The sequence below is a fragment of the Pseudomonas ekonensis genome (assembly GCF_019145435.1).
GTDB classification, from domain to species: domain Bacteria; phylum Pseudomonadota; class Gammaproteobacteria; order Pseudomonadales; family Pseudomonadaceae; genus Aquipseudomonas; species Aquipseudomonas ekonensis.
Window position 1 is genome coordinate 2,279,469 of record NZ_JAHSTS010000002.1, and the last position, 20,294, is coordinate 2,299,762.

At 66.1% G+C, this 20,294-nt stretch carries 18 protein-coding genes and 1 pseudogene; 12 read left to right on the forward strand and 7 right to left on the reverse strand.

The features are described from left to right. Positions 1-38: 38 nt before the first annotated feature. The 11 genes from tcyJ (at position 39) to KVG96_RS23395 (ending at position 10,994) form a co-directional block, all read left to right on the forward strand. Positions 39-839 (forward strand): cystine ABC transporter substrate-binding protein, encoded by an 801-nt coding sequence (gene tcyJ / locus KVG96_RS23345; protein ID WP_217894123.1) that lies wholly within the window; start codon positions 39-41, stop codon positions 837-839. Beyond that, positions 839-1,504 carry a cystine ABC transporter permease gene (gene tcyL / locus KVG96_RS23350; RefSeq protein ID WP_085582000.1) on the forward strand — a complete coding sequence of 222 codons (666 nt, stop codon included), beginning with the start codon at positions 839-841 and terminating at the stop codon, positions 1,502-1,504. The genes tcyJ and tcyL overlap by 1 nt, the downstream gene beginning before the upstream one ends. A gap of 4 nt (positions 1,505-1,508) precedes the next feature. Continuing rightward, positions 1,509-2,258 carry an L-cystine ABC transporter ATP-binding protein TcyN gene (gene tcyN / locus KVG96_RS23355; protein WP_217894124.1) on the forward strand — a complete coding sequence of 250 codons (750 nt, stop codon included), beginning with the start codon at positions 1,509-1,511 and terminating at the stop codon, positions 2,256-2,258. Between the two features lie 457 nt (positions 2,259-2,715). Continuing rightward, a complete protein-coding gene (locus KVG96_RS23360) occupies positions 2,716-3,468 on the forward strand; it encodes a hypothetical protein (RefSeq protein WP_217894125.1) in 753 nt (250 codons plus the stop codon). A 172-nt stretch (positions 3,469-3,640) separates the two neighbouring features. Next, a complete protein-coding gene (locus KVG96_RS23365; protein WP_217894126.1) occupies positions 3,641-4,882 on the forward strand; it encodes an SfnB family sulfur acquisition oxidoreductase in 1,242 nt (413 codons plus the stop codon). A 38-nt stretch (positions 4,883-4,920) separates the two neighbouring features. Continuing rightward, entirely contained in the window at positions 4,921-6,114 is a 1,194-nt protein-coding gene (locus KVG96_RS23370) for an SfnB family sulfur acquisition oxidoreductase (protein WP_217894127.1), read from the forward strand. Continuing rightward, entirely contained in the window at positions 6,114-7,472 is a 1,359-nt protein-coding gene (locus KVG96_RS23375) for an LLM class flavin-dependent oxidoreductase (protein WP_217894128.1), read from the forward strand. Before KVG96_RS23370 ends, KVG96_RS23375 begins: the two co-directional genes overlap by 1 nt. A gap of 115 nt (positions 7,473-7,587) precedes the next feature. Continuing rightward, entirely contained in the window at positions 7,588-8,397 is an 810-nt protein-coding gene (locus KVG96_RS23380) for a MetQ/NlpA family ABC transporter substrate-binding protein (protein WP_217894129.1), read from the forward strand. Between the two features lies 1 nt (position 8,398). Continuing rightward, complete coding sequence (locus KVG96_RS23385) at positions 8,399-9,523, forward strand: methionine ABC transporter ATP-binding protein (protein ID WP_217894130.1); 1,125 nt, start codon at positions 8,399-8,401, stop codon at positions 9,521-9,523. After that, on the forward strand, positions 9,513-10,157 hold the full coding sequence (locus KVG96_RS23390; protein ID WP_217894131.1) for a methionine ABC transporter permease: 645 nt from the start codon (positions 9,513-9,515) through the stop codon (positions 10,155-10,157). The genes KVG96_RS23385 and KVG96_RS23390 overlap by 11 nt, the downstream gene beginning before the upstream one ends. A 162-nt stretch (positions 10,158-10,319) precedes the next feature. Then, entirely contained in the window at positions 10,320-10,994 is a 675-nt protein-coding gene (locus KVG96_RS23395; protein ID WP_217894132.1) for a class I SAM-dependent methyltransferase, read from the forward strand. Between the two features lie 27 nt (positions 10,995-11,021). Here the strand turns inward: KVG96_RS23395 and KVG96_RS23400 are convergent, their stop codons facing one another. Genes KVG96_RS23400 through KVG96_RS23410 form a run of 3 tightly spaced genes read right to left on the reverse strand, consistent with a single transcriptional unit; the run spans position 11,022 to position 16,236 of the window. Continuing rightward, positions 11,022-14,075, reverse strand: a complete 3,054-nt coding sequence (locus tag KVG96_RS23400; protein ID WP_217894133.1) for an efflux RND transporter permease subunit — start codon at positions 14,073-14,075, stop codon at positions 11,022-11,024. After that, on the reverse strand, positions 14,072-15,136 hold the full coding sequence (locus KVG96_RS23405) for an efflux RND transporter periplasmic adaptor subunit (protein WP_217894134.1): 1,065 nt from the start codon (positions 15,134-15,136) through the stop codon (positions 14,072-14,074). Before KVG96_RS23405 ends, KVG96_RS23400 begins: the two co-directional genes overlap by 4 nt. Continuing rightward, positions 15,133-16,236: an efflux RND transporter periplasmic adaptor subunit gene (locus KVG96_RS23410; RefSeq protein WP_217894135.1), complete on the reverse strand. Its 1,104-nt coding sequence runs from the start codon at positions 16,234-16,236 to the stop codon at positions 15,133-15,135. The genes KVG96_RS23405 and KVG96_RS23410 overlap by 4 nt, the downstream gene beginning before the upstream one ends. 158 nt (positions 16,237-16,394) lie before the next feature. Here KVG96_RS23410 and KVG96_RS23415 point away from each other — a divergent pair, with 158 nt between their 5' ends. Next, a complete protein-coding gene (locus KVG96_RS23415) occupies positions 16,395-17,555 on the forward strand; it encodes an AAA family ATPase (RefSeq protein ID WP_217894136.1) in 1,161 nt (386 codons plus the stop codon). Between the two features lie 42 nt (positions 17,556-17,597). On the opposite strand, the gene KVG96_RS23420 is transcribed toward KVG96_RS23415, so the two are convergent. From KVG96_RS23420 to KVG96_RS23435, 4 genes and pseudogenes are all read right to left on the reverse strand, one after another. Next, positions 17,598-18,476 carry a transporter substrate-binding domain-containing protein gene (locus tag KVG96_RS23420; RefSeq protein WP_217894137.1) on the reverse strand — a complete coding sequence of 293 codons (879 nt, stop codon included), beginning with the start codon at positions 18,474-18,476 and terminating at the stop codon, positions 17,598-17,600. After that, positions 18,473-18,606: pseudogene (locus KVG96_RS23425) on the reverse strand (amino acid ABC transporter ATP-binding protein); the annotation flags it as partial. The pseudogene KVG96_RS23425 and the gene KVG96_RS23420, both read right to left, overlap by 4 nt. Positions 18,607-18,630: 24 nt before the next feature. Further along, a complete protein-coding gene (locus tag KVG96_RS23430) occupies positions 18,631-19,290 on the reverse strand; it encodes an amino acid ABC transporter permease (RefSeq protein WP_217894138.1) in 660 nt (219 codons plus the stop codon). Continuing rightward, positions 19,271-19,936, reverse strand: a complete 666-nt coding sequence (locus KVG96_RS23435) for an amino acid ABC transporter permease (protein WP_217894139.1) — start codon at positions 19,934-19,936, stop codon at positions 19,271-19,273. Before KVG96_RS23435 ends, KVG96_RS23430 begins: the two co-directional genes overlap by 20 nt. Between the last annotated feature and the right edge of the window lie 358 nt (positions 19,937-20,294).

Genomic DNA, 20,294 nt, shown 5'->3' on the forward strand with positions numbered 1-20,294 from the left:
CCTTAAGCGTCTTCCATAAGAAAACACAGGGGCATGTCATGAATTTTTCCGCACTACGTCGCAACCTGCTGGTGGGTTCGCTGGGCCTGGCGCTGAGCGCCGGCCTGATCGGCCACGCAGCCGCCGGTGAGCAACTGAAGCAGATCAAGGACAAAGGCGTCATCAACGTCGGCCTGGAAGGCACCTACCCACCGTTCTCCTTCGTCGATCCCGACGGCAAGCTGGCCGGCTTCGAGGTCGAACTCTCCGAAGCCCTGGCGCAGAAGCTGGGCGTGAAGGCCAAGATCCAGCCGACCAAGTGGGACGGCATCCTCGCGGCCCTGGAGTCCAAGCGTCTGGACGTCGTGGTCAACCAGGTGACCATCTCCGACGAGCGCAAGAAGAAATACGACTTCTCCGAGCCCTACACCGTGTCCGGGATCCAGGCGCTGGTGCTGAAGGACAAGGAAGCGGCGCTGAACATCAAGACCGCCGCCGACCTGTCCGGCAAGAAGGTCGGCGTGGGCCTGGGCACCAACTACGAGCAGTGGGTACGGGCCAACGTGCCGGGCGCCGACGTGCGCACCTACGACGACGATCCGACCAAGTTCGCCGACCTGAACAACGGCCGCACCGACGCCATCCTGATCGACCGTCTGGCTGCACTGGAATACGCCAAGAAGGCACCGAAGACCGTGGCCGCCGGCCAGGCGTTCTCCCGTCAGGAATCGGGCATCGCGCTGCGCAAGGGCGAGCCGGAACTGCTGGCGGCGTTGAACAAGGCCCTCGACGACCTGCGCGCCGACGGCACGCTGAAAAAGCTCTCGGAAAAGTACTTCAACGCTGACGTCACCCAATAATGGAAGCAGCTTTCCAACTCGCGCTGGACTCCGCGCCCTTCCTGCTCAAGGGCGCGTACTACACGGTCATCCTTAGCCTCGGCGGCATGTTCTTCGGTCTGCTGCTGGGCTTCGGCCTGGCGCTGATGCGCCTGTCGCGGTTCAAGTCGGTCAGCTGGCTGGCCCGCATCTACGTGTCGTTCTTTCGCGGCACGCCGTTGCTGGTGCAACTGTTCGTGATCTATTACGGCTTGCCGCAACTGGGTGTGGAACTGGATCCGCTGCCGGCGGCCCTGATCGGCTTCTCGCTGAACATGGCCGCCTACGCCTGCGAGATCCTGCGCGCCGCCATCGGCTCGATCGAGCGCGGCCAGTGGGAAGCGGCGGCCAGCATCGGCATGACCCGCGCGCAGACCCTGCGCCGGGCCATCCTGCCGCAGGCGATGCGCACGGCGTTGCCGCCGCTGGGCAACAGCTTCATTTCGCTGGTCAAGGACACCGCGCTGGCCGCCACCATCCAGGTGCCGGAACTGTTCCGCCAGGCGCAGCTGATCACCGCCCGCACCTTCGAAGTGTTCACCATGTATCTTGCCGCCGCGCTGATCTACTGGGTTCTGGCCACGGTGCTGTCGCACCTGCAGAACAAGCTGGAAGAGCGGGTCAATCGGCACGACCAGGAGTCCTGACCCCATGATTGTCGTGGAAAAACTGACAAAGCAGTTCAAGGGCCAGACCGTGCTCAACGGCATCGACCTGGAGGTGAAGGAAGGCGAGGTCGTGGCGATCATCGGTCCCAGCGGCTCGGGCAAGACCACGTTCCTGCGCTGCCTGAACTTCCTTGAGCAACCCACCAGCGGCCGGATCAAGGTCGGCGATATCGAGATCGATACCGGCCGCCCGCTGAACCAGCAGCAAGGCCTGGTGCGCAACCTGCGCCAGCACGTGGGCTTCGTGTTCCAGAACTTCAACCTGTTCCCCCACCGCACCGCCCTGGAGAACGTCATCGAAGGCCCGACCGTGGTCAAGAAGACGCCCCGCGCCGATGCCGTCGCCCTGGGCCGCAAACTGCTGGCCAAGGTCGGCCTGGCGGGCAAGGAAGACGCCTATCCGCGGCGCCTTTCCGGTGGCCAGCAACAGCGCGTGGCGATTGCCCGGGCGCTGGCGATGGAGCCGGAAGTGATCCTGTTCGACGAGCCGACCTCGGCCCTCGACCCGGAACTGGTGGGCGAAGTGCTGGCGACCATCCGCGGCCTCGCCGAGGAGAAGCGCACCATGGTCATCGTCACCCACGAAATGGCGTTCGCCCGTGACGTGGCCAACCGTGTGGTGTTCTTCGACAAGGGCGTGATCGTCGAGCAAGGTGAAGCCAAGGCCCTGTTCGCCGATCCGAAAGAAGAACGCACGCGGCAGTTCCTCAGCAAGTTCAGAAACAACGGCTGACTTCACTTACCTGCATCAACCGCAAACTTCCATGGACGGAAGTTTCGCTCTCCATCTCTCCCCCCTATAGCAATCAACTTGTTCCGGTGCAGCACATATATATGTTCTGCAACAGATATTCCGTGTCCGGCCTCCGCGCCCCCATCGACAGGTACATGGCCAGACATGCGCTGAAACCGCCAAAACAGCTCTGTCCTGTGGCCGAATTCATCCGGCTGGCCAAGCAAATGGCACTGTTTATGTAGGAGCTTTCTGATTAGTCCGCAATTTTTAAAATCACCGCTTGCCTCTATTGACAGCTCTTTCGGTGAACTTTTATCTAGTCGCATGGTTGCCCGTTACTTAATAAAGGCGACATGAACATCTATCGACCTGACACTGTTTCATGACCTGAACATTCCAACCGCCCGAACATTCAGAAACGGACTTCGCTGCAAGGTCTCAAGGAGAGAACCCCATGCCCCTCACTTCGCATATCCCCGAAATGGCCGCGCCGCGCCTGGCGTCGGCCCACAGGAACGGCATCGGTCTGGCCGCCGCCGCCCATTTGCTGGCCGAGGTCGACCCGTATCCCGGCATGGACGCCGGCGACCTGATCGAACTGTTCTGGAACGGCTGCTACGTGGCCTCCCTGGTGCTCACGGACAAGGAGGTGGGCGAGCCTGTGAGGCTGAGGGTTCCGGAAAGCTTCATCGTCAACGGCCCGAGCCGGCTGCATTACCGCATCATGCAGGTGGGGCGGGATCCAGCGCTGTCGGCCAGCGCATCGGCCGAGGTGAAGCTGGACTGCCCCGGCGGCCGGCCGCCGTTGCTGTGCCATGACGAAAACCAGCACCTGGCCCGCGCCGTGCTGCCTGAGACCATCTGCCGGCAAGGCGTGAACCCGGGGCAGGTCAAGCGCGGTGTGCCGCTGACCATCCAGCCCTACCTGAACATGGCCGAGGGCGACGCGATCACGGTGCGCTGGGGCGATGTGCGGATGGACCTGCCGCCGGTCACAGGCGAAGGCGTCGGACGGCCGGTCCACGTGTGGGTACCGCCGTCGGTGATTCTCGAAGCCGGCGAGGACCTGCGCCTGGAAGTGACCTATTGCATCCTCGACCGGGTCGGCAACAACTCGCGCTGGGCGCCGCCGCGCATGCTGAGGATCGGCGGCAGCCTGTTAACCGGACAGGCCATGACCCCTTCTATGCATATTTCTAAAAGTTAGTTCATTAATTTTTTATACACGTTTAGGGTATATGAACCGGACCACCGGACATTCTTTCGTTCGCCGCATTTCGCGGCGTTTTTTTGAGATGTGAGGTAGGTAGCATGGTCCGGAACCCAATCACCCCAGTGCGGATCGCCAGGGCATTGCGTGCAGCCAAGGAGTGGCACTGATGTCCAGTCTGGCAGACGCAAACGTTCAGACCGATCTGGACATCGCCCCGTTGTTGTTGCCCGCGCAGATCCTGCGCAACGACGCCCAGGCCCTCGAGGCCGCCCATGAGCTGGCCCAGGCCGCCCGTGTGGACGCCGCCCGGCGCGACCGCCAGCGCAAGCTGCCGTGGGCGCAGATCGAACAGTTCACCCGCAGCGGTTTGGGCAGCATCGCCATCCCCCGCGAATACGGCGGGCCGCAAGTGTCCTTCGTCACCCTGGCCGAGGTGTTTGCGATCATCTCCGCCGCCGACCCGGCGCTGGGGCAGATCCCGCAGAACCAGTTCGGCATCCTCAACCTGGCGCTCGGCTGCGCCACCGAGGCGCAGAAGCGCCAGCTGTTCCAGAGCGTGCTCGAGGGCTGGCGCATCGGCAACGCAGGCCCCGAGCGCGGCACCAAAGACACCCTGGAGCTGAAGGCGCGGATCACCGCCGACGGCGACGATTTCGTCATCAACGGCCAGAAGTTCTATTCCACCGGTGCCCTCTTCGCCCACTGGGTCGCGGTCAAGGCGCTCAACGATGACGGCCGGCAGGTGCTGGCCTTCGTCCGGCGCGGCACGCCGGGCCTGCGCATCGTCGACGACTGGTCCGGCTTCGGCCAGCGCACCACCGCCAGCGGCACGATCCTCTTGAATAACGTGCGGGTCGAGGCCGGCCTGGTGGTGGACAACTGGAAGATCAACGAAAAGCCCAACACCCAGGGCGCAGTGTCGCAGCTGATCCAGGCCGCGATCGACGCCGGCATCGCCCGCGGCGCCCTCGACGACGCCATCGACTTCGTCAAGACCCGCGCCCGCCCGTGGATCGAGGCCAAGGTCGAGCGGGCCAGCGATGACCTCTACGTCATCGCCGACATCGGCAGGCTGAAGATCGAACTGCACGCCGCCGAAGCGCTGCTGCGCAAGGCCGGGCATGTCCTGGACCAGGTGCATGCCGCGCCGGTCACCGCCGAGTCCGCCGCCCGCGCCTCGATCGCCGTGGCCGAAGCCAAGGTGCTGACCACCGAGATCTCGCTGCTGGCCAGCGAGAAGCTGTTCGAGCTGGCCGGCAGCCGCGCGACCCTCGCCGAGTTCAACCTCGACCGCCACTGGCGCAACGCCCGGGTGCACACCCTGCACGACCCGGTGCGCTGGAAGTACCACGCGGTCGGCGCCTACCGCCTCAACGGCAAGCTGCCGGCCCGCCATTCCTGGATCTGACGACCAGAACACTTTTGACCAGATCTCTGGAGAAGCACATGACCCTTTCCCATCCCGTCGCGGTCATCGCCAGCGACGAACAGGCCCTGATCGTCGCCAGCGACCTGGCCGAAGACTTCAAGCGCGACAGCCACCTGCGCGACCGTGAACGCCGCCTGCCGCTGGCGGAGCTGGACGTGTTTTCCCGCTCCGGCCTGTGGGGCATCAGTGTGCCGAAGGCCTACGGCGGCGCCGGCGTCTCCAACGTCACCCTGGCCAGGGTCATCGCCCTGATCGCCCAGGCCGACGGCTCCCTGGGGCAGATTCCGCAGAACCATTTCTACGCCCTTGAAGTGCTGCGGGTGAACGGCAGCCCTGCGCAGAAGCAACGGCTGTACGCCGAGGCGCTGGCCGGCCGCCGCTTCGGCAACGCCCTGGCGGAACTGGGCACCAAAACCGCCCATGACCGCGTCACTCGCCTGACCCGCGAAGGCGACGGTTTTCGCATCAACGGCCGCAAGTTCTACGCCACCGGCGCGATCTATGCCCAACGCATCCCGACCCTGGTGGTGGACGAAAGCGGCGTGCAGCAACTGGCGTTCGTCCACCGCGACAGTCAGGGCCTGACCGTGATCGACGACTGGAGCGGCTTCGGCCAGCGCACCACCGGCAGCGGTTCGGTGGTGTTCGAAGACGTGTACGTCGCCGCCGAAGACGTGGTGCCGTTCCAGACCGCCTTCGAGCGCCCGACCACCGTCGGCCCGCTGGCGCAGATCCTCCATGCCGCCATCGACACCGGCATCGCCCGCGCCGCGTTCGAGGATGCGCTGCATTTCGTGCGCAGCAGGACCCGGCCGTGGATCGACTCAGGCAACGACAAGGCCACGGAAGACCCGCTGACCCTCAAGAGCTTCGGCCACCTGAGCATCCGCCTGCACGCCACCGAGGCGCTGCTGGAGCGTGCGGGTGAATTCCTCGACGCAGCCCAGGCCGACAGCAACGCCGACACCGTCGCCGCCGCGTCGATCGCCGTCGCCGAGGCCCGGGCGATCAGCACCGAAATCTCCCTGGCCGCCGGCAGCACCCTGTTCGAGCTGGCCGGCAGCCAGGCCACCCTGAGCGAACACGGCCTCGACCGCCACTGGCGCAACGCCCGCGTGCACACCCTGCACGACCCGGTGCGCTGGAAGTACCACGCGGTGGGCAACTATTACCTCAACGACGAAAAGCCTCCGCTGCGGGGGACGATCTGATGGCCGCCGGGAAAAAGAAGATTCTGCTCAACGCGTTCAACATGAACTGCATCGGCCACATCAACCACGGCCTGTGGACGCACCCGCGCGACACCTCGACCCGCTACAGCACCCTCGAGTACTGGACCGAGCTTGCGCAGCTGCTGGAGCGCGGGCTGTTCGACGGCCTGTTCATCGCCGACATCGTCGGCGTGTACGACGTCTACCGGCAGTCGGTGGACGTCACGCTCAAGGAGTCGATCCAACTGCCGGTCAACGATCCGCTGCTGCTGGTCTCGGCCATGGCCGCGGTGACGAAGCACCTGGGCTTCGGCCTCACCGCCAACCTCACCTACGAGCCGCCGTACCTGTTCGCCCGGCGCCTGTCGACCCTCGACCACCTGAGCCGCGGACGGGTGGGCTGGAACATCGTCACCGGCTACCTGGACAGCGCCGCCAAGGCCATGGGCTTGCGTGAACAGGCCGAACACGACCGGCGCTACGACCAGGCCGACGAGTACCTCGAAGTCCTCTACAAACTCTGGGAAGGCAGCTGGGAAGACGGCGCGGTGGTCAACGACCCGCAGCAGCGGATCTACGCCCGCCCTGACAAAGTGCACAAGGTCGAGCACCGGGGCGAGTTCTACCAGGTCGAGGGCTATCACCTGTGCGAGCCGTCGCCGCAGCGCACGCCGGTGCTGTTCCAGGCCGGCAGTTCGGACCGCGGCCTGCTGTTCGCCGGACGCCATGCCGAGTGCGTGTTCATCAGCGGCCAGAACAAGCCGTCGACCAAGGCCCAGGTGGACAAGGTGCGCGCCAGCGCCGCGGCGGCCGGGCGCAACCCCGAGGACATCAAGGTGTTCATGGGCCTGAACGTGATCGTCGGCGAGACCGAAGAGGCGGCCTGGGCCAAGCACGCCGAGTACCTGAGCTACGCCAGCGCCGAGGCCGGCGTGGCGCATTTCTCGGCGTCCACCGGCATCGACTTCTCCGGGTACGCCTTCGACGAACCGATCCAGTACGTGAAGAGCAACGCCATCCAGTCCGCGACCAAGAACCTGCAGAACAACGACTGGACCCTGCGCAAATTGCTGGAGCAGCACGCCCTCGGCGGGCGCTACATCACCGTGGTCGGTTCGCCGCAGCAGGTGGCGGACGAACTGGAATCGTGGATCGCCGAAACCGGCCTGGACGGCTTCAACCTGACCCGCATCGTCACCCCGGAAAGCTATGTGGACTTCATCGACCTGGTGATTCCGGAGCTGCAACGGCGCGGGTCGTACAAGACCGCCTACGACGACGGCAGCCTGCGGGAAAAGCTGTTCCGCGCCGGGGCGCAGTTGCCGCAGCAGCACACCGGATCATCGTATCGCCGTTGAAAAGCTTCGCTGGCAAGCCAGCTCCCGCAGGCTTTTGTGAATGCGGGAGCGGGCTTGCCCGCAAAGAGGCCCGACCAGCCCCCCCAACAACCCATGCACTGACTGGAAAAACCTCATGACCAAGACTCTCCTGCCCAACCCGGTCAAGGCACTGGCCCTGGCCCTGGGCCTGTTCAGCTCGGCGGCGTTCGCCGCCGATGCGCCGCTGAAGATCGGCACCACCGCCGCCTTCGCCATTCCCCTGGAGGCCGCCGTCGAGGAAGCCTCCAGGCAAGGCCTGAAGGTCGAGCTGGTGGAGTTCACCGACTGGATCGCGCCGAACGTCAGCCTCGCCGCCGGCGACATCGACGTGAACTACTTCCAGCACATCCCGTTCCTGGAGAACGCCAAGGCCGCCTCCGGCTTCGACCTGGTGCCGTTCGCGCCGGGGATCATCAACAACGTCGGCCTCTACTCGAAGAAGTACAAAAGCTTCGCCGAGCTGCCCGAGGGCGCCAGCGTCGCCATCGCCAACGATCCGATCAACAGCGGACGCGGCCTGCAGCTGCTGGCCAAGGCCGGCCTGATCACGCTCAAGCCCGGCGTCGGCTACAAGGCCACCGAGGACGACATCGTCGCCAACCCGAAGAAGATCAAGATCCTCCAGGTCGAGGCCGTGCAGCTGGTGCGCGCCTACGACGACGCCGATCTGGTGCAGGGGTATCCGGCCTACATCCGCCTGGCGAAGACCTTCGACGCCGGCTCCGCGCTGCTGTTCGACGGCCTCGACCACAAGGAATACGTGATCCAGTTCGTCATCCAGCCCAAGAGCAAGGACGACCCGCGCCTGATCAAGTTCGTCGACATCTACCAGCACTCGCCCGCCGTGCGCGCCGCGCTCGACAAGGCCCACGGCAAGCTGTACCAGGCCGGCTGGGAAAGCTGACATGACGGCCGCCCTCCAACGGCGACTGGAGACTCCAGAGCCCCGTCACAGTGCCGAGCGCACTGACCTGCACCCCGAACTGAACCGCGCCCACGTGCGCTTCATCGGCGTCGGCAAGACCTACGAAGGCCGCCAGGGTCCGGTCGCGGCGCTGCAAGGCATCGACCTGTCGATCCGCCGCGGCGAAGTGTTCGGCATCATCGGCCGCAGCGGCGCCGGCAAGTCGTCGCTGATCCGCACCATCAACCGACTGGAGCGACCGACCGCAGGACGGGTGCTGATCGATCAGGTGGACATCGGCGAGTTCGACGAGGACCGCCTCGTCGCCCTGCGCCGGCGCATCGGCATGATCTTCCAGCACTTCAACCTGATGTCGGCCAAGACCGTCTGGCAGAACGTCGAGCTGCCGCTCAAGGTCGCCGGCGTGCCGAAGGCGCAGCGCGAAGCGAAGGTGCGCGAACTGCTGGAGCTGGTGGGCCTGCAAGGCAAGCACGCGGCGTATCCGGCGCAGTTGTCCGGCGGGCAGAAACAGCGCGTGGGCATCGCCCGGGCCCTGGTGCACGACCCGGACATCCTGCTGTGCGACGAGGCCACCTCGGCGCTCGACCCGGAAACCACCCAGTCGATCCTCGGCCTGCTGCGCGAGATCAACGCCCGCCTGGGCCTGACCATCGTCCTGATCACCCACGAAATGGCGGTGATCCGCGACATCTGCGACCGCGTCGTGGTGCTGGAGCACGGGCACATCGTCGAACAGGGGCCGGTGTGGGAAGTGTTCGGCGACCCGCAGCACGAGGTCAGCCAGACCCTGCTCGCACCGTTGCAGCACGCCTTGCCCCAGGAACTGCAAAGCCGTTTGCAGGCCCGGCCGCCGTCACCGGAAGCCGCCGTGGTGCTGCGCCTGCAATTCACCGGCAGCCACACGGACGAGCCGGACCTGGCCGCGCTGTTCGCCGCCCTCGGCGGGCGGGTCAAGCTGCTGCAGGGCGGCGTGGAGAGGATCCAGGGCCATGCGCTGGGGCAACTGCTGCTGGCGGTGAGCGGCTCGTCCCTGGACGCCGCCCGGTTGCAGGCCCGCGCCGGGCAATGGGCGCAACGGGTGGAGGTGCTGGGCCATGTGGTTTGACCGTTTGCTGCAAGGCTTCATCGACACGTTCCTGATGGTCGGCGTGTCGTCGCTGATCGCCTTGGTGGCGGGGATCCCGATGGCGGTGATCCTGGTCACCAGCGACAAGGGCGGCATCTACGAAGCCCCGGCGCTGAACCGGGCGCTGGGGGCGTTCGTCAACCTGTTCCGCTCGATCCCGTTCCTGATCCTGATGGTCGCGCTGATCCCGTTCACCCGGCTGATCGTCGGCACCACCTACGGCGTGTGGGCGGCGGTCGTGCCGCTGACCATCGCCGCCACGCCGTTCTTCGCGCGGATCGCCGAGGTGAGCCTGCGCGAGGTCGACCACGGCCTGATCGAAGCGGCCCAGGCCATGGGCTGCCGGCGCTGGCACATCGTCTGGCACGTGCTGCTGCCGGAGGCGCTGCCGGGGATCGTCGGCGGCTTCACCATCACCCTGGTGACCATGATCAATTCCTCGGCCATGGCCGGGGCCATCGGCGCGGGGGGCCTGGGCGACATCGCCTACCGCTACGGCTACCAGCGGTTCGACAGCCAGATCATGCTGACGGTGATCGTGCTGCTGGTGGCGCTGGTGGCAGTGATCCAGCTGGGCGGCGACCGCTTGGCGCGGGGCTTGAACAAGCGCTGAGCGTTGCGTCGCCAATGAGAGGGTCATCGCCAGCAGCCTGGCTCCCACCGGTGCCATGAACGCCGCCGTCCACTCCGGGAGCCAGCCTGCTGGCAATGGGCTGCGCAGCGGCCCCGCAGGTTGGCGTATATTCAGCACATCCCATTGCCCGCGCAGCCGACCATGAAACAGACCCCCTCCGATCTGGAACAGATCACCTCCACCACCCTGGGCCACTACGATTCGGTGGCGGAAGACTTCCGCGAAGGCACCCGCGACCACGACGTCAGCCAGAACATCGACGCCCTGCTGCGCCACATTCAGGGGCCGGCGCCTTTCAGCATCCTGGACTTCGGCTGCGGGCCGGGCCGCGACCTGCAGACCTTCACCCGCCTGGGCCACACCGCCACCGGCCTCGACGGTTCACAGGTCTTTGCGCGGATGGCCCGGGAAGACAGCGGCTGCGAGGTCTGGCAGCAGGATTTCCTCAAGCTCGACTTGCCGGCCGGGCGCTTCGACGGGATCTTCGCCAACGCGGTGCTGTTCCATGTGCCGTTGCAGGAACTGCCGCGGGTGCTCGGGCAACTGCACGCCACGCTCAAGCCGGGGGGCGTGCTGTTCAGCTCCAACCCGCGCGGGGACAACCGCGAGGGTTGGAACGGCCCGCGCTACGGTTCGTACCACGACCTCGAGGCCTGGCGCCGCTTGCTGACCGACGCCGGGTTCGCGGAACTGGAGCATTACTACCGGCCGGCGGGCCTGCCACGGGAACAGCAGCCCTGGCTGGCCAGCGTCTGGCGCAAGGTCGGGCAGGACGCCATCGCCGGCAGGCCGGCTCCCGCCTTCGACCTGCACTGACGCCCCCGGCGGGCGCCGTCCCGCCCTCTATTGCGCGTCCTTCTTCGGCTCGCGGATCCTGTACCACGCCACATACAGCGCCGGCAGGAACAGCAGGGTCAGCAAGGTCGCCACGATGATCCCGCCGATCATCGCGTAGGCCATCGGCCCCCAGAACACCTCCCGGGCGATGGGGATCATGCCCAGGCTCGCGGCCGCCGCCGTCAGCAGGATCGGCCGGCGCCGGTGTTCGGTGGCTTCCACCACCGCGTCCCACGGCGTGTAGCCCTTGTGTTCGTACTCCTCGATCTGGGTCACCAGGATCACCGAGTTGCGGATGATGATGCCGATCAGCGCCAGGATCCCCAGGATCGCCACGAAGCCCATCGGAATGCCGGTGGGCACCAGCGCCAGCACCACGCCGATCAGCCCCAGCGGCGCGACGCTGGCCACCAGGAACAGCTTCTGCACGCTGTGCAGCTGGATCATCAGGAAGGTCGCCATCAAAAACAGCATCAGCGGGATGACCTTGGCGATCGGCCCCTGGGCCTTGCTGCTCTCCTCCACCGTACCGCCGGTGGCGACCCGGTAGCCCGGCGGCAGCTTGGCGGCGAACGCGTCGATGGACGGCTTGAGCACCTTCACAAGGTCCGTGGGCTGGATATCGCCGCGCAACGCCGCCTTGATGGTGATGGTCGGCAAGCGGTCGCGGCGCCACACCAGCGGCTGCTCCAGTTCGTAGCGCACGGTGGCGAACGCCAGCAGCGGGATCGAGGTGCCGTTGGGCGTGACGATCTGCAGGTTCTGCAGGGTTTCCGGCGTGCCGCGCTCGGAGTCCACCGCCCGGCCGACCACGTTGATCAGGTAGATGTCGTCGTCGACCTGGGTCAGCGTCGAGCCGCTGACGATGCTGTTCATCAGGCTCGCCACGTCTTCGGACGACAGCCCGAGCTGGCGCGCCTTGTCCTGGGCGATGTCGATGCGCAGGACTTTGCCCGGCTCGTTCCAGTCGTAGATGATCTCGCCGATGTGCTCGTTCTTGTCCAGCTCGGTGGCCAGGTCGATGGCGTGCTTGCGCACCTGGTCGATGTCCTTGCCGCTGACCCGGTACTGGATCGGCCGGCCCACCGGCGGGCCCATTTCCAGGGCCTGCACGTAGCCGCCGACGCCGACGAAGTCCTTGCGCAGGCGCTCGCGGATCCGCTGGCTCAGCGCCTCGCGGGACTCGAAGTTCTTGCTGACGATCACCAGCTGGGCGTAGTACGGGTTCTGCAGTTGCTGGTCCAGCGGCAGGTAGAAGCGGATCGCGCCCTGGCCGACGTAGCTGCTCCAGCGCACGATGTCCGGGTCGCCCTTGAGCGTGGCCTCAAGCTTGTCCACCACCTTGCGGGTCTCGTCGATGGAGGCGTTCTGCGGCAGGTTGAGATCCACCAGGATCTCCGGACGGTCCGAGGACGGGAAGAACTGGTTCTGCACGAACCGCATGCCGACCACCGAGAGGACGAAGCACAGCACGGTGATGGCGATGGCCCACCAGCGGTTGCGCATGCACCACAAGAGGCCATGGTTGAACGCGCGCCCGATCCGGCCCGGCTCCGCCTCATGGGGTTTCACGTTGGTGCTGAGGATGTGCACGCCGATCACCGGCGCGAACAGCACCGCCACCACCCACGACACCAGCATCGCCACGGCGATCACCGCGAACAGGGTGTAGGTGTATTCGCCGGCGGAACTGGCGTTGAGGCCGATGGGCACGAAGCCCGCCACGGTCACCAGCGTGCCGGTGAGCATCGGGAACGCCGTGGAGGTGTAGGCGAACGTCGCCGCCTGCTCCTTGGTCTCGCCCATCTCCAGGCGCGTGACCATCATCTCCACCGTGATCATCGCGTCGTCCACCAACAGGCCGAGGGCGATGATCAGCGCGCCGAGGGAAATCCGCTGCATGGTGATGCCGCTGTACTCCATGTAGACGAACACCATCGCCAGCACCAAGGGGATCGAGCACGCCACCACCAGCCCGGCGCGCATGCCGAGGCTGACGAAGCTGACCACCAGCACGATCACCACGGCTTCGAACAGCGCGCTGGTGAACCCGCCGACGGCCTCCTCCACCACCACCGCCTGGTCGGACACGTTGTGCACGCCGACGCCCACCGGCAGGTCCGCGATGATTTCGCCGATGCGCTCATGCAGGGCCTTGCCGAACGCCTGGACGTTGCCGCCCTTCTGCATCGCGATGGCCAGGCCGATGGCCGGCGTGCCGTTGAAGCGGAACTCCGGGGTGGCCGGGTCGACGTAGCCGCGGGTGATGTCGGCGATGTCCGCCAGCCGGTAGAAGCGGTCGTTGAGCTTGAGGTTGACCTCGGCCAGGTCCTTTTCCGAGGCGAACTGCCCCGAGGTGCGCACCGAGATCCGCTCGGGCCCGGCCTCGATGACCCCGGCCGGCGTCACGGCGTTCTGCTGCTGCAGGCTCTGCACGACCTGGCGCTGGTCGATGCCCAGCGCCGCCAGTTTGCGGGTGGAGAAATTCAGGTACAGCACTTCGTCCTGCTGGCCGATCATCTCGATCTTGCCCAGCCCCGGCACGCCGCGGATCTCGGCCCGCGCCTGCTCCACATAGTCGCGCAACTGGCGCATCGTCAGGCCGTCGGCGGTGAAGGCGTACACCGAGCCGTACACGTCGCCGAACTCGTCGTTGAACCCCGGCCCCTGGATGCCCTGGGGAAACTGGCCGCGGATGTCGCCGATCTTCTTGCGCACCTGGTACCAGATTTCCGGGATGTCCTTGGCCTGGGTGGTGTCGCGCAGGTACACGTACACCGTCGATTCGCCGGGGCGGGTGTAGCTCTTCACGTAGTCGAGGGAGTCGAGCTCTTCGAGCTTCTTCTCGATGCGGTCGGTGATCTGCTTGAGGGTTTCCTCCTGGGTCGCCCCCGGCCATTTGCTCTGGATCACCATGGTCTTGATGGTGAAGGACGGGTCTTCCTCGCGTCCCAGGTTGAAGTACGAGAACACCCCCATCAGCAACCCGACGAACATCAGGTACCAGACGAACGACTGATGCTTGAGGGCCCATTCGGAGAGGTTGAAAGACCCTTTCATTGACTGTCCTCGTCAAATTTCACGGTTTGTCCGGGTTTGAGGCTGTTGACCCCGGCGCTGATGACCCGCTCGCCGTTGCGCACCCCGCCGTCCAGCACCACGGTGCTGTCGGTGCGGCTCAGCACGCTGACGTCGCGGGGCGCCACGGTCTTGTCCTGGGAATTGATCACCCAGATGCGCGGCTTGCCGTCGACCTCCTGCAAGGCCGCCGCCGGCAGTTCGATGCGCGGCTTGACCGCCGACCGCAAGGTCACGCTGATCGCCGTGCCGAGGCGAAAGCCCACCGGCGTCTCGGCCAGGGTCAGGCGCGCGCGGCGGGTGCGGGTGGCGCTCTGGGCCTGGGGCTCGATCTCGCGGATCACCGCCGTGGTGTTGATGGCGGGGTCGAGCTGCGCGGCCACCTGGAACACCACGTCCTTGGGCAACTGATCGACCAGGGTGTCCGGCAGGTCGATCACCGCTTCCTTGATGTCCGGCTGCGCCAGGGTCACCACTTGCTGGCCGGCGGTCACCACCTGGCCGGCCTCGGCGCTCCAGCCGGTGACCACGGCCTTATGGTCCGAACGCAGTTCGGTGTAGCCCAGTTGGTCCTTGCTCTGGCTGACCGCCGCCCGGGCCTGGTCCAGCGAGGCCTGGGTGGTCTTCAGGTCGGTCTGGGCGATGTCCAGCTGCGCCTGGGCGCCGACCCCGCGGTCGAACAGCGCCTGCTGGCGGCGGGCGTTGGCCTGGGCATTGATCAGTTGCGCCTCGATCTTGGCCAGGTCGCCCTGGGCCGAACGCAGCTGGTTCTGCTGGTCGGAAGGGTCGAGGGTGGCCAGCAGCGTGCCCTTGCCGACCTCGGCGCCCACATCGACGTTGCGGCTGGCGATGCGCCCCGCCACGCGAAAACCGGTGTTGCTCTCGTAGCGCGCCTGGATGTTGCCGGCGAACCGCCCCAGGCTCTCTTCGCTGAGCGCCTGCACCTTGACCGACAGCACCGGACGCACCGGCTCCGGCGGCGCCTCGCTCTTGGAACACGCGGCGAGCAGCACCGCGACAGACAACAGCCCCAGGCGCCTCATGGCTGCGCTTCCATTTTCAGTTCCTTATAGGTGTAGTCGGCGATCTCGACCTTCATGCCCGGATGCAGCAGCTGGCCACCGGCGATGATGACCTTCTCCCCGCCCTTGAGGCCTTCGCTGACGACGACCTTGCCGGTCAGGTAGCGGCCCACGGTCACCGTGTGCAACTGCGCCTCGCCCTTGTCGTCCACCAGCCACACGGCGGGTTCGCTGACGTTCTTGGTCAGCGCCGACCACGGCAGCTCCACCGCCGACTTGCCGGTGCCCTTGGCCGTGGCGCTGACCACCGAACCCAATTGCATGCCCGGCGGCAGGCCGTCGAGGGCGATCTTGACCTGCACCGTACCGGACTGCGCCGACACCGACGGGGTGATCTCGCGCACGGTGCCCGTGGTCTTGACCGCCGGATTGTCGAGCAGGCTCACCACGATCGAACGGTCCGACGGCCGCTCGGCCAGCAGCGATTCGTAGACGTTGAACACCGCATCGCGGTCGCCGTCACGGGCCAGGCTGAAGATCGGCATCGTCGCCTGCACCACCTGGCCGACCTCGGCCTGACGCTCGGTGATGACCCCCGGCGCATCGGCCACCAGGGCGGTGTAGCTCAGTTGGTCCCTGGCGTTGGCCAGTTGCGCCTGGGCGGCGCTCAAGGCGCTCTGGCTGCTGCGCAGGGCGGCCTGGGCCGAGTCGTATTCGCTCTGGCTGGTGTAGCCCTTGGGCAGCAACTTTTGCTGGCGCACGAAGGCCGCCGCGCTCTGCTTCACCCGGGCCTGTTCGGCCAGCACCTGGGCCTGGGCCGAGTCGACGTTGGTCTGCAGATCCTTGGGGTCGAGGCGGGCCAGCACCTGTTTGGCGCTCACCCGGTCGCCGACCTCGACCAGCCGCTGGATGATCTTGCCGCCGACGCGGAACGACAGTTGGGTCTGCACCCGCGCCTGCACATCGCCGGTGAGCGTCACGGCGGCGGCGTAGTCGGCGGACTTCACGTCGAGCACCAGCACCCTGGGCAGGTACTCCTCGGACGCTTTCTTCTCGCCGCAGGCGCTCAGCAAAGCGACGGCGCTCAGGGCCAATGCCACTTTATATCCGGGACCCGCCATGCAGACTCCTTGGCTTTTTCTGACGTGACAGAGACGATACGACAGTGAGCTTAGAACAGCCTTTGACCATTGCACGGCTTTACCGCACGAAGCGTGCGCAGGCGCACGGCGACGCGACATTCAGGCAAACTGGCCGGCTCCCGCAGAAGGAAACGCCCATGCTCAAGACCCTGGCGGTGGCCAATTACCGCTCGATCAACAAACTGGTGATCCCGCTGGGCCGCCTGAACCTCATCACCGGCCCCAACGGCAGCGGCAAGTCCAACCTCTACCGGGCCCTGCGCCTGCTGGCGGAGACGGCGCAGGGCGGCGTGGTCAACGCGCTGGCCCGCGAAGGCGGGCTGGACTCGACCTTCTGGGCCGGGCCGCAAACCCTCAGCCGACGCATGCGCAACGGCGAGGTGGCCATCGAGCCCACGGTGCGCCAGGGCACCAAACGCCTGCGCCTGGGGTTCGCCGGGGAAGACTTCGGTTATTCGATCGCGCTGGGCCTGCCCGAGCCGTCGCGCTCGTACTTTGCCCTGGATCCGGAAATCAAAAGGGAGTGCATCTGGGCCGGGGCCTTCCATCGCCCGGCCAGCCTGCTGGTGGACCGCGATGGCCCGATGATCCGCGCCCGCGAGGGCCGCGGCTGGGACGTGCTGGCGCAGCACACGCCGACCTTCGACAGCCTGTTCGATCAGGTCGGCAGCCTGCGCGCCTCGCCGGAGGTGTTCCAGATGCGCGAGTTCATCCGCCGCTGGCGCTTCTACGACCACTTTCGCAGCGACGCCGACGCCCCGGCGCGCCAGCCGCAGCTGGGCACCCGCACGCCGGTGCTGCACCACGACGGCCGGGACCTGGCGGCGGCGTTGCGCACCATCATCGAGATCGGCGACCCCGACGCGCTGCGGACGGCGGTCAGCGACGCGTTTCCCGGCGCGCGCCTGGAGATCGCGCCGCTGGCCGGCGGACGCTTCGCCATTGAGTTCCATCAGGAAGGGTTGCTGCGGCCGCTGTCGGCGGCGGAGCTATCGGACGGCACGCTGCGTTACCTGCTGCTGGTCGCGGCGCTGCTGACGCCGCGCCCGCCGTCGCTGATGGTGCTGAACGAACCGGAGACCAGCCTGCACCCGGACCTGCTGCCGGCGCTGGCGCGGCTGATCATCCGGGTCTCGGAGGACTGCCAGGTGTGGGTGGTGTCCCACGCCCGGCGGCTGATCTCGGCGTTGCAGGAGGATCCGGACTGCAACTGCATCGTACTGGAGAAGACCCTGGGCCAGACCGGCGTCGTCGGCCAGCGGATGCTGGACGAGCCGGCGTGGCACTGGCCGGATTGAGCCTGTGGCGAGGCTCCATCGCCACAGGTGTCGGTCAGGCGCTCAGCCCTGCCATTTGCCGCCTTCGACGATCACGCTCTCAGGCTTGGTGTCGTCGCTCAGTTCCTTGCGCACGTACTGGTCGTACAGCTTGAGCAGGTACTTCTCCTCGCCCAGCTTCGCCAGCTCGGCATTCACCCAGTCGCGCAGCTCGGTGTTGCCCTTCTTCACCGCCGGTGCGATCGGGGCCTCGTCGCCGAGCTTTTCGTCCAGCACGCGGTAGCCCGGGTTCTGCTTGGCCCAGCTGAACAGCACCAGGTTGTCCTGGGCGTAGGCGTCGCCGCGGCCGCCGGCCAGGGCCTGCAGCGATTCGGAGTTTTTCTCGAACTTGAGCAGTTTCCAGTCCGGGTGGTGCTTGGTCAGCCAGATGTCGGCGGTGGTGCCGGTGGTGACGATGGTGGTGCGGGTCGCCAGGTCGTCCAGCCGCTTCACCGCGCTGCCCTGGGGCACCAGCGCCTGCACCGCCACCCGCAGGTTCGGGTTGGTGAAGTCCACCGCTTCCTTGCGCTCCGGGGTGACGGTCATGTTGGCCAGGATCAGGTCGACCTTGTCGCTTTGCAGGAACGGGATCCGGCTGGCCGGCTCCACGGCGACGAACTCGACCTTGTTCTCGTCGCCCAGCAGGTCCTTGGCCAGCCGGCGGCCGATGTCGGTATCGAAGCCGACGTAGCGCCCCGTTTCGTTGACGAAGCCGAACGGCGGCTTGTCGGTGAACACGCCGACGATCAGCTTGTCGCGGGCCTTGATCTTGTCCAGGTAGCCGGCGGGCGCGGCGCTTTCGCTGGCGACCTTGGGCTTGGCCGGTTCCTCGGATTTGTTGCAGCCGGCCAGCAGCGCGAGGCCGAGCAGGGGCAGTACGAACAGCGATTTGGCAGTTTTCATGACAGTTCCTTGGTCTGAGTCGTTTTGGGCAACGTCGCCGAAGGCCAGGCCTCGGCGGGGAGAACTTCTCCAGGAACGGCTGCGCGCGTGCGGTCTGCGGGTTCGCAAAGAAAATCTCGGGCGGGGTGCGGGCCCTGCAAAGCGGTGGAGGCGCTCATGCATGGGCCCAGCGCCGCTCCAGCACGCGGGAGGCGGCCGAGAGCGGGTAGCAGATGAAAAAGAAAAACAGGAACAGCGCACCGTAGATCAGCACCGATTCGTAGGTGCGCTCGATGATCTGCTGACCGACCTTGATCACGTCCACCACGCCGATCAGCACCGCCAGGGAGCTGGTCTTGATGATACGCGTGTAGACATTGATGGTCGGCGGCGTCATGCGCTTGAGCGCCTGCGGCATCAGCACGTAGGCGTAGAGCTGCACGGCATTGAAGCCGAGCGACAGCCCGGCCTCGCGCTGCCCGCGGGGCAACGAGCGCAAGGCGCCGCGCGCCGCCTCGCCGACTTCGCTGGCGCCCCACAGCGACAGCACCGTCACGGCGCACCAGAAGGCCGGCACGCTGAGGCCGAAGAAAATCGGCAGGCCGAAAAACAACAGGTACAGCCAGACCAGCACCGGAATCGCCCGGAACAGCTCCAGGTAGATCCGCAGCACCGCGTTGAGCCACTTCACGTCGAGGGTGCGCAGCACGCCGTAGAGCACGCCGCCGACGGTGCTGACCGCGATGCTCAGCAGCGAGATCGACAAGGTCTGCCCGGCGCCGGCCGCCAGTTGCGGCAACGACACCCACAAAAGCTCAAGACCCGAACTGGCCATGTTGCAGCCTCCTTTCCAGACGGCCGAGCAGCAGCGACAGCGGCAGGAACAGCAGCACGCAGATCAGCGTCAGCACGGCGAGCATTTCGTAGGTCTTGTAGTACAGGGCAATGTAGCTCTTGGTGGTGTAGAGGAGTTCCGGCACCGCCACGGCCGACACCACCGTGGTTTCCTTGAGCAGGAAAATGAAATTGGCGAACAGCGACGGCAGGCTGAGGATCCCCGCCTGCGGCAGGATCACGTAGCGCAGCACCTGCAGCTCGGACAGCCCGAGGGAACGGCCGGACTCGACCTGCCCCTTGGGCACCGCTTCGACACCGGCGCGCAGCACCTCGGTCAGGTAGGCGCCGCCGAGGAACGTCAGGGTGATGATCGCGGCGGCGAAGCCGGACACCTGCACCCCCACGGCCGGCAAGGCGAAGTAGACGAAAAACAGCTGGATCAGCAGCGGCGTGTTGCGGGCCAGCTCCACGTACAGGCCGATGGCCTTTGGCAGGTAGGGCACACGCAACACCAGGAGCGTCGCATTGAACAGCGCCACGGCCAACGAAGTGCCGATGGCGATCAGCCCGACCTGCAGGGTCACGCCCACGGCGCTGAGGAAGGCCGGCAAGGTGCTGAGGATGAACGCGTAATCGAAGGTCATGAAACGTCCTGACGCCGCTCGGTAAGCGACGGTGGTGCAGTCCATGGACAGCGGGTGGCCGTCCTGCAGGCACCGACTTTATAGGTATAAAAACAAGAATTTAAATACCGATAAAGCATATTGATATCACACAAAAAACTAATCGCCGGGTTTGCCGGGACGGAAGAAGAAAGCTATTTTCCCCGGCGCTGTAGGAAGGATCTTTTTTTCAGATTGCCCCTCCAAGGACGCACAGCTTTTGGCCAGACTCCCTGGGCCGAACCATTACAAGGAAGAAAACATGGCTGACGTAAAAGTGCCGCAGCGGCTGGATCCGCAGGACATCGTGAAACTGCTGGTGGCGTTGCGCAGGGCGCTG

Excerpts from the sequence above, each read along its gene's own strand:
- KVG96_RS23420 (WP_217894137.1), bottom strand. The coding sequence starts at position 18,476 with ATGAAAACTGCCAAATCGCTGTTCGTACTGCCCCTGCTCGGCCTCGCG.
- KVG96_RS23405 (WP_217894134.1), bottom strand. The coding sequence starts at position 15,136 with ATGAGGCGCCTGGGGCTGTTGTCTGTCGCGGTGCTGCTCGCCGCGTGT.
- tcyJ (WP_217894123.1), top strand. The coding sequence starts at position 39 with ATGAATTTTTCCGCACTACGTCGCAACCTGCTGGTGGGTTCGCTGGGC.
- KVG96_RS23375 (WP_217894128.1), top strand. The coding sequence starts at position 6,114 with ATGGCCGCCGGGAAAAAGAAGATTCTGCTCAACGCGTTCAACATGAAC.
- KVG96_RS23365 (WP_217894126.1), top strand. The coding sequence starts at position 3,641 with ATGTCCAGTCTGGCAGACGCAAACGTTCAGACCGATCTGGACATCGCC.
- KVG96_RS23435 (WP_217894139.1), bottom strand. The coding sequence starts at position 19,936 with ATGACCTTCGATTACGCGTTCATCCTCAGCACCTTGCCGGCCTTCCTC.
- KVG96_RS23400 (WP_217894133.1), bottom strand. The coding sequence starts at position 14,075 with ATGAAAGGGTCTTTCAACCTCTCCGAATGGGCCCTCAAGCATCAGTCG.
- KVG96_RS23430 (WP_217894138.1), bottom strand. The coding sequence starts at position 19,290 with ATGGCCAGTTCGGGTCTTGAGCTTTTGTGGGTGTCGTTGCCGCAACTG.
- KVG96_RS23415 (WP_217894136.1), top strand. The coding sequence starts at position 16,395 with ATGCTCAAGACCCTGGCGGTGGCCAATTACCGCTCGATCAACAAACTG.
- KVG96_RS23410 (WP_217894135.1), bottom strand. The coding sequence starts at position 16,236 with ATGGCGGGTCCCGGATATAAAGTGGCATTGGCCCTGAGCGCCGTCGCT.
- KVG96_RS23395 (WP_217894132.1), top strand. The coding sequence starts at position 10,320 with ATGAAACAGACCCCCTCCGATCTGGAACAGATCACCTCCACCACCCTG.
- tcyN (WP_217894124.1), top strand. The coding sequence starts at position 1,509 with ATGATTGTCGTGGAAAAACTGACAAAGCAGTTCAAGGGCCAGACCGTG.
- KVG96_RS23390 (WP_217894131.1), top strand. The coding sequence starts at position 9,513 with ATGTGGTTTGACCGTTTGCTGCAAGGCTTCATCGACACGTTCCTGATG.
- KVG96_RS23380 (WP_217894129.1), top strand. The coding sequence starts at position 7,588 with ATGACCAAGACTCTCCTGCCCAACCCGGTCAAGGCACTGGCCCTGGCC.
- KVG96_RS23370 (WP_217894127.1), top strand. The coding sequence starts at position 4,921 with ATGACCCTTTCCCATCCCGTCGCGGTCATCGCCAGCGACGAACAGGCC.
- KVG96_RS23385 (WP_217894130.1), top strand. The coding sequence starts at position 8,399 with ATGACGGCCGCCCTCCAACGGCGACTGGAGACTCCAGAGCCCCGTCAC.
- KVG96_RS23360 (WP_217894125.1), top strand. The coding sequence starts at position 2,716 with ATGCCCCTCACTTCGCATATCCCCGAAATGGCCGCGCCGCGCCTGGCG.
- tcyL (WP_085582000.1), top strand. The coding sequence starts at position 839 with ATGGAAGCAGCTTTCCAACTCGCGCTGGACTCCGCGCCCTTCCTGCTC.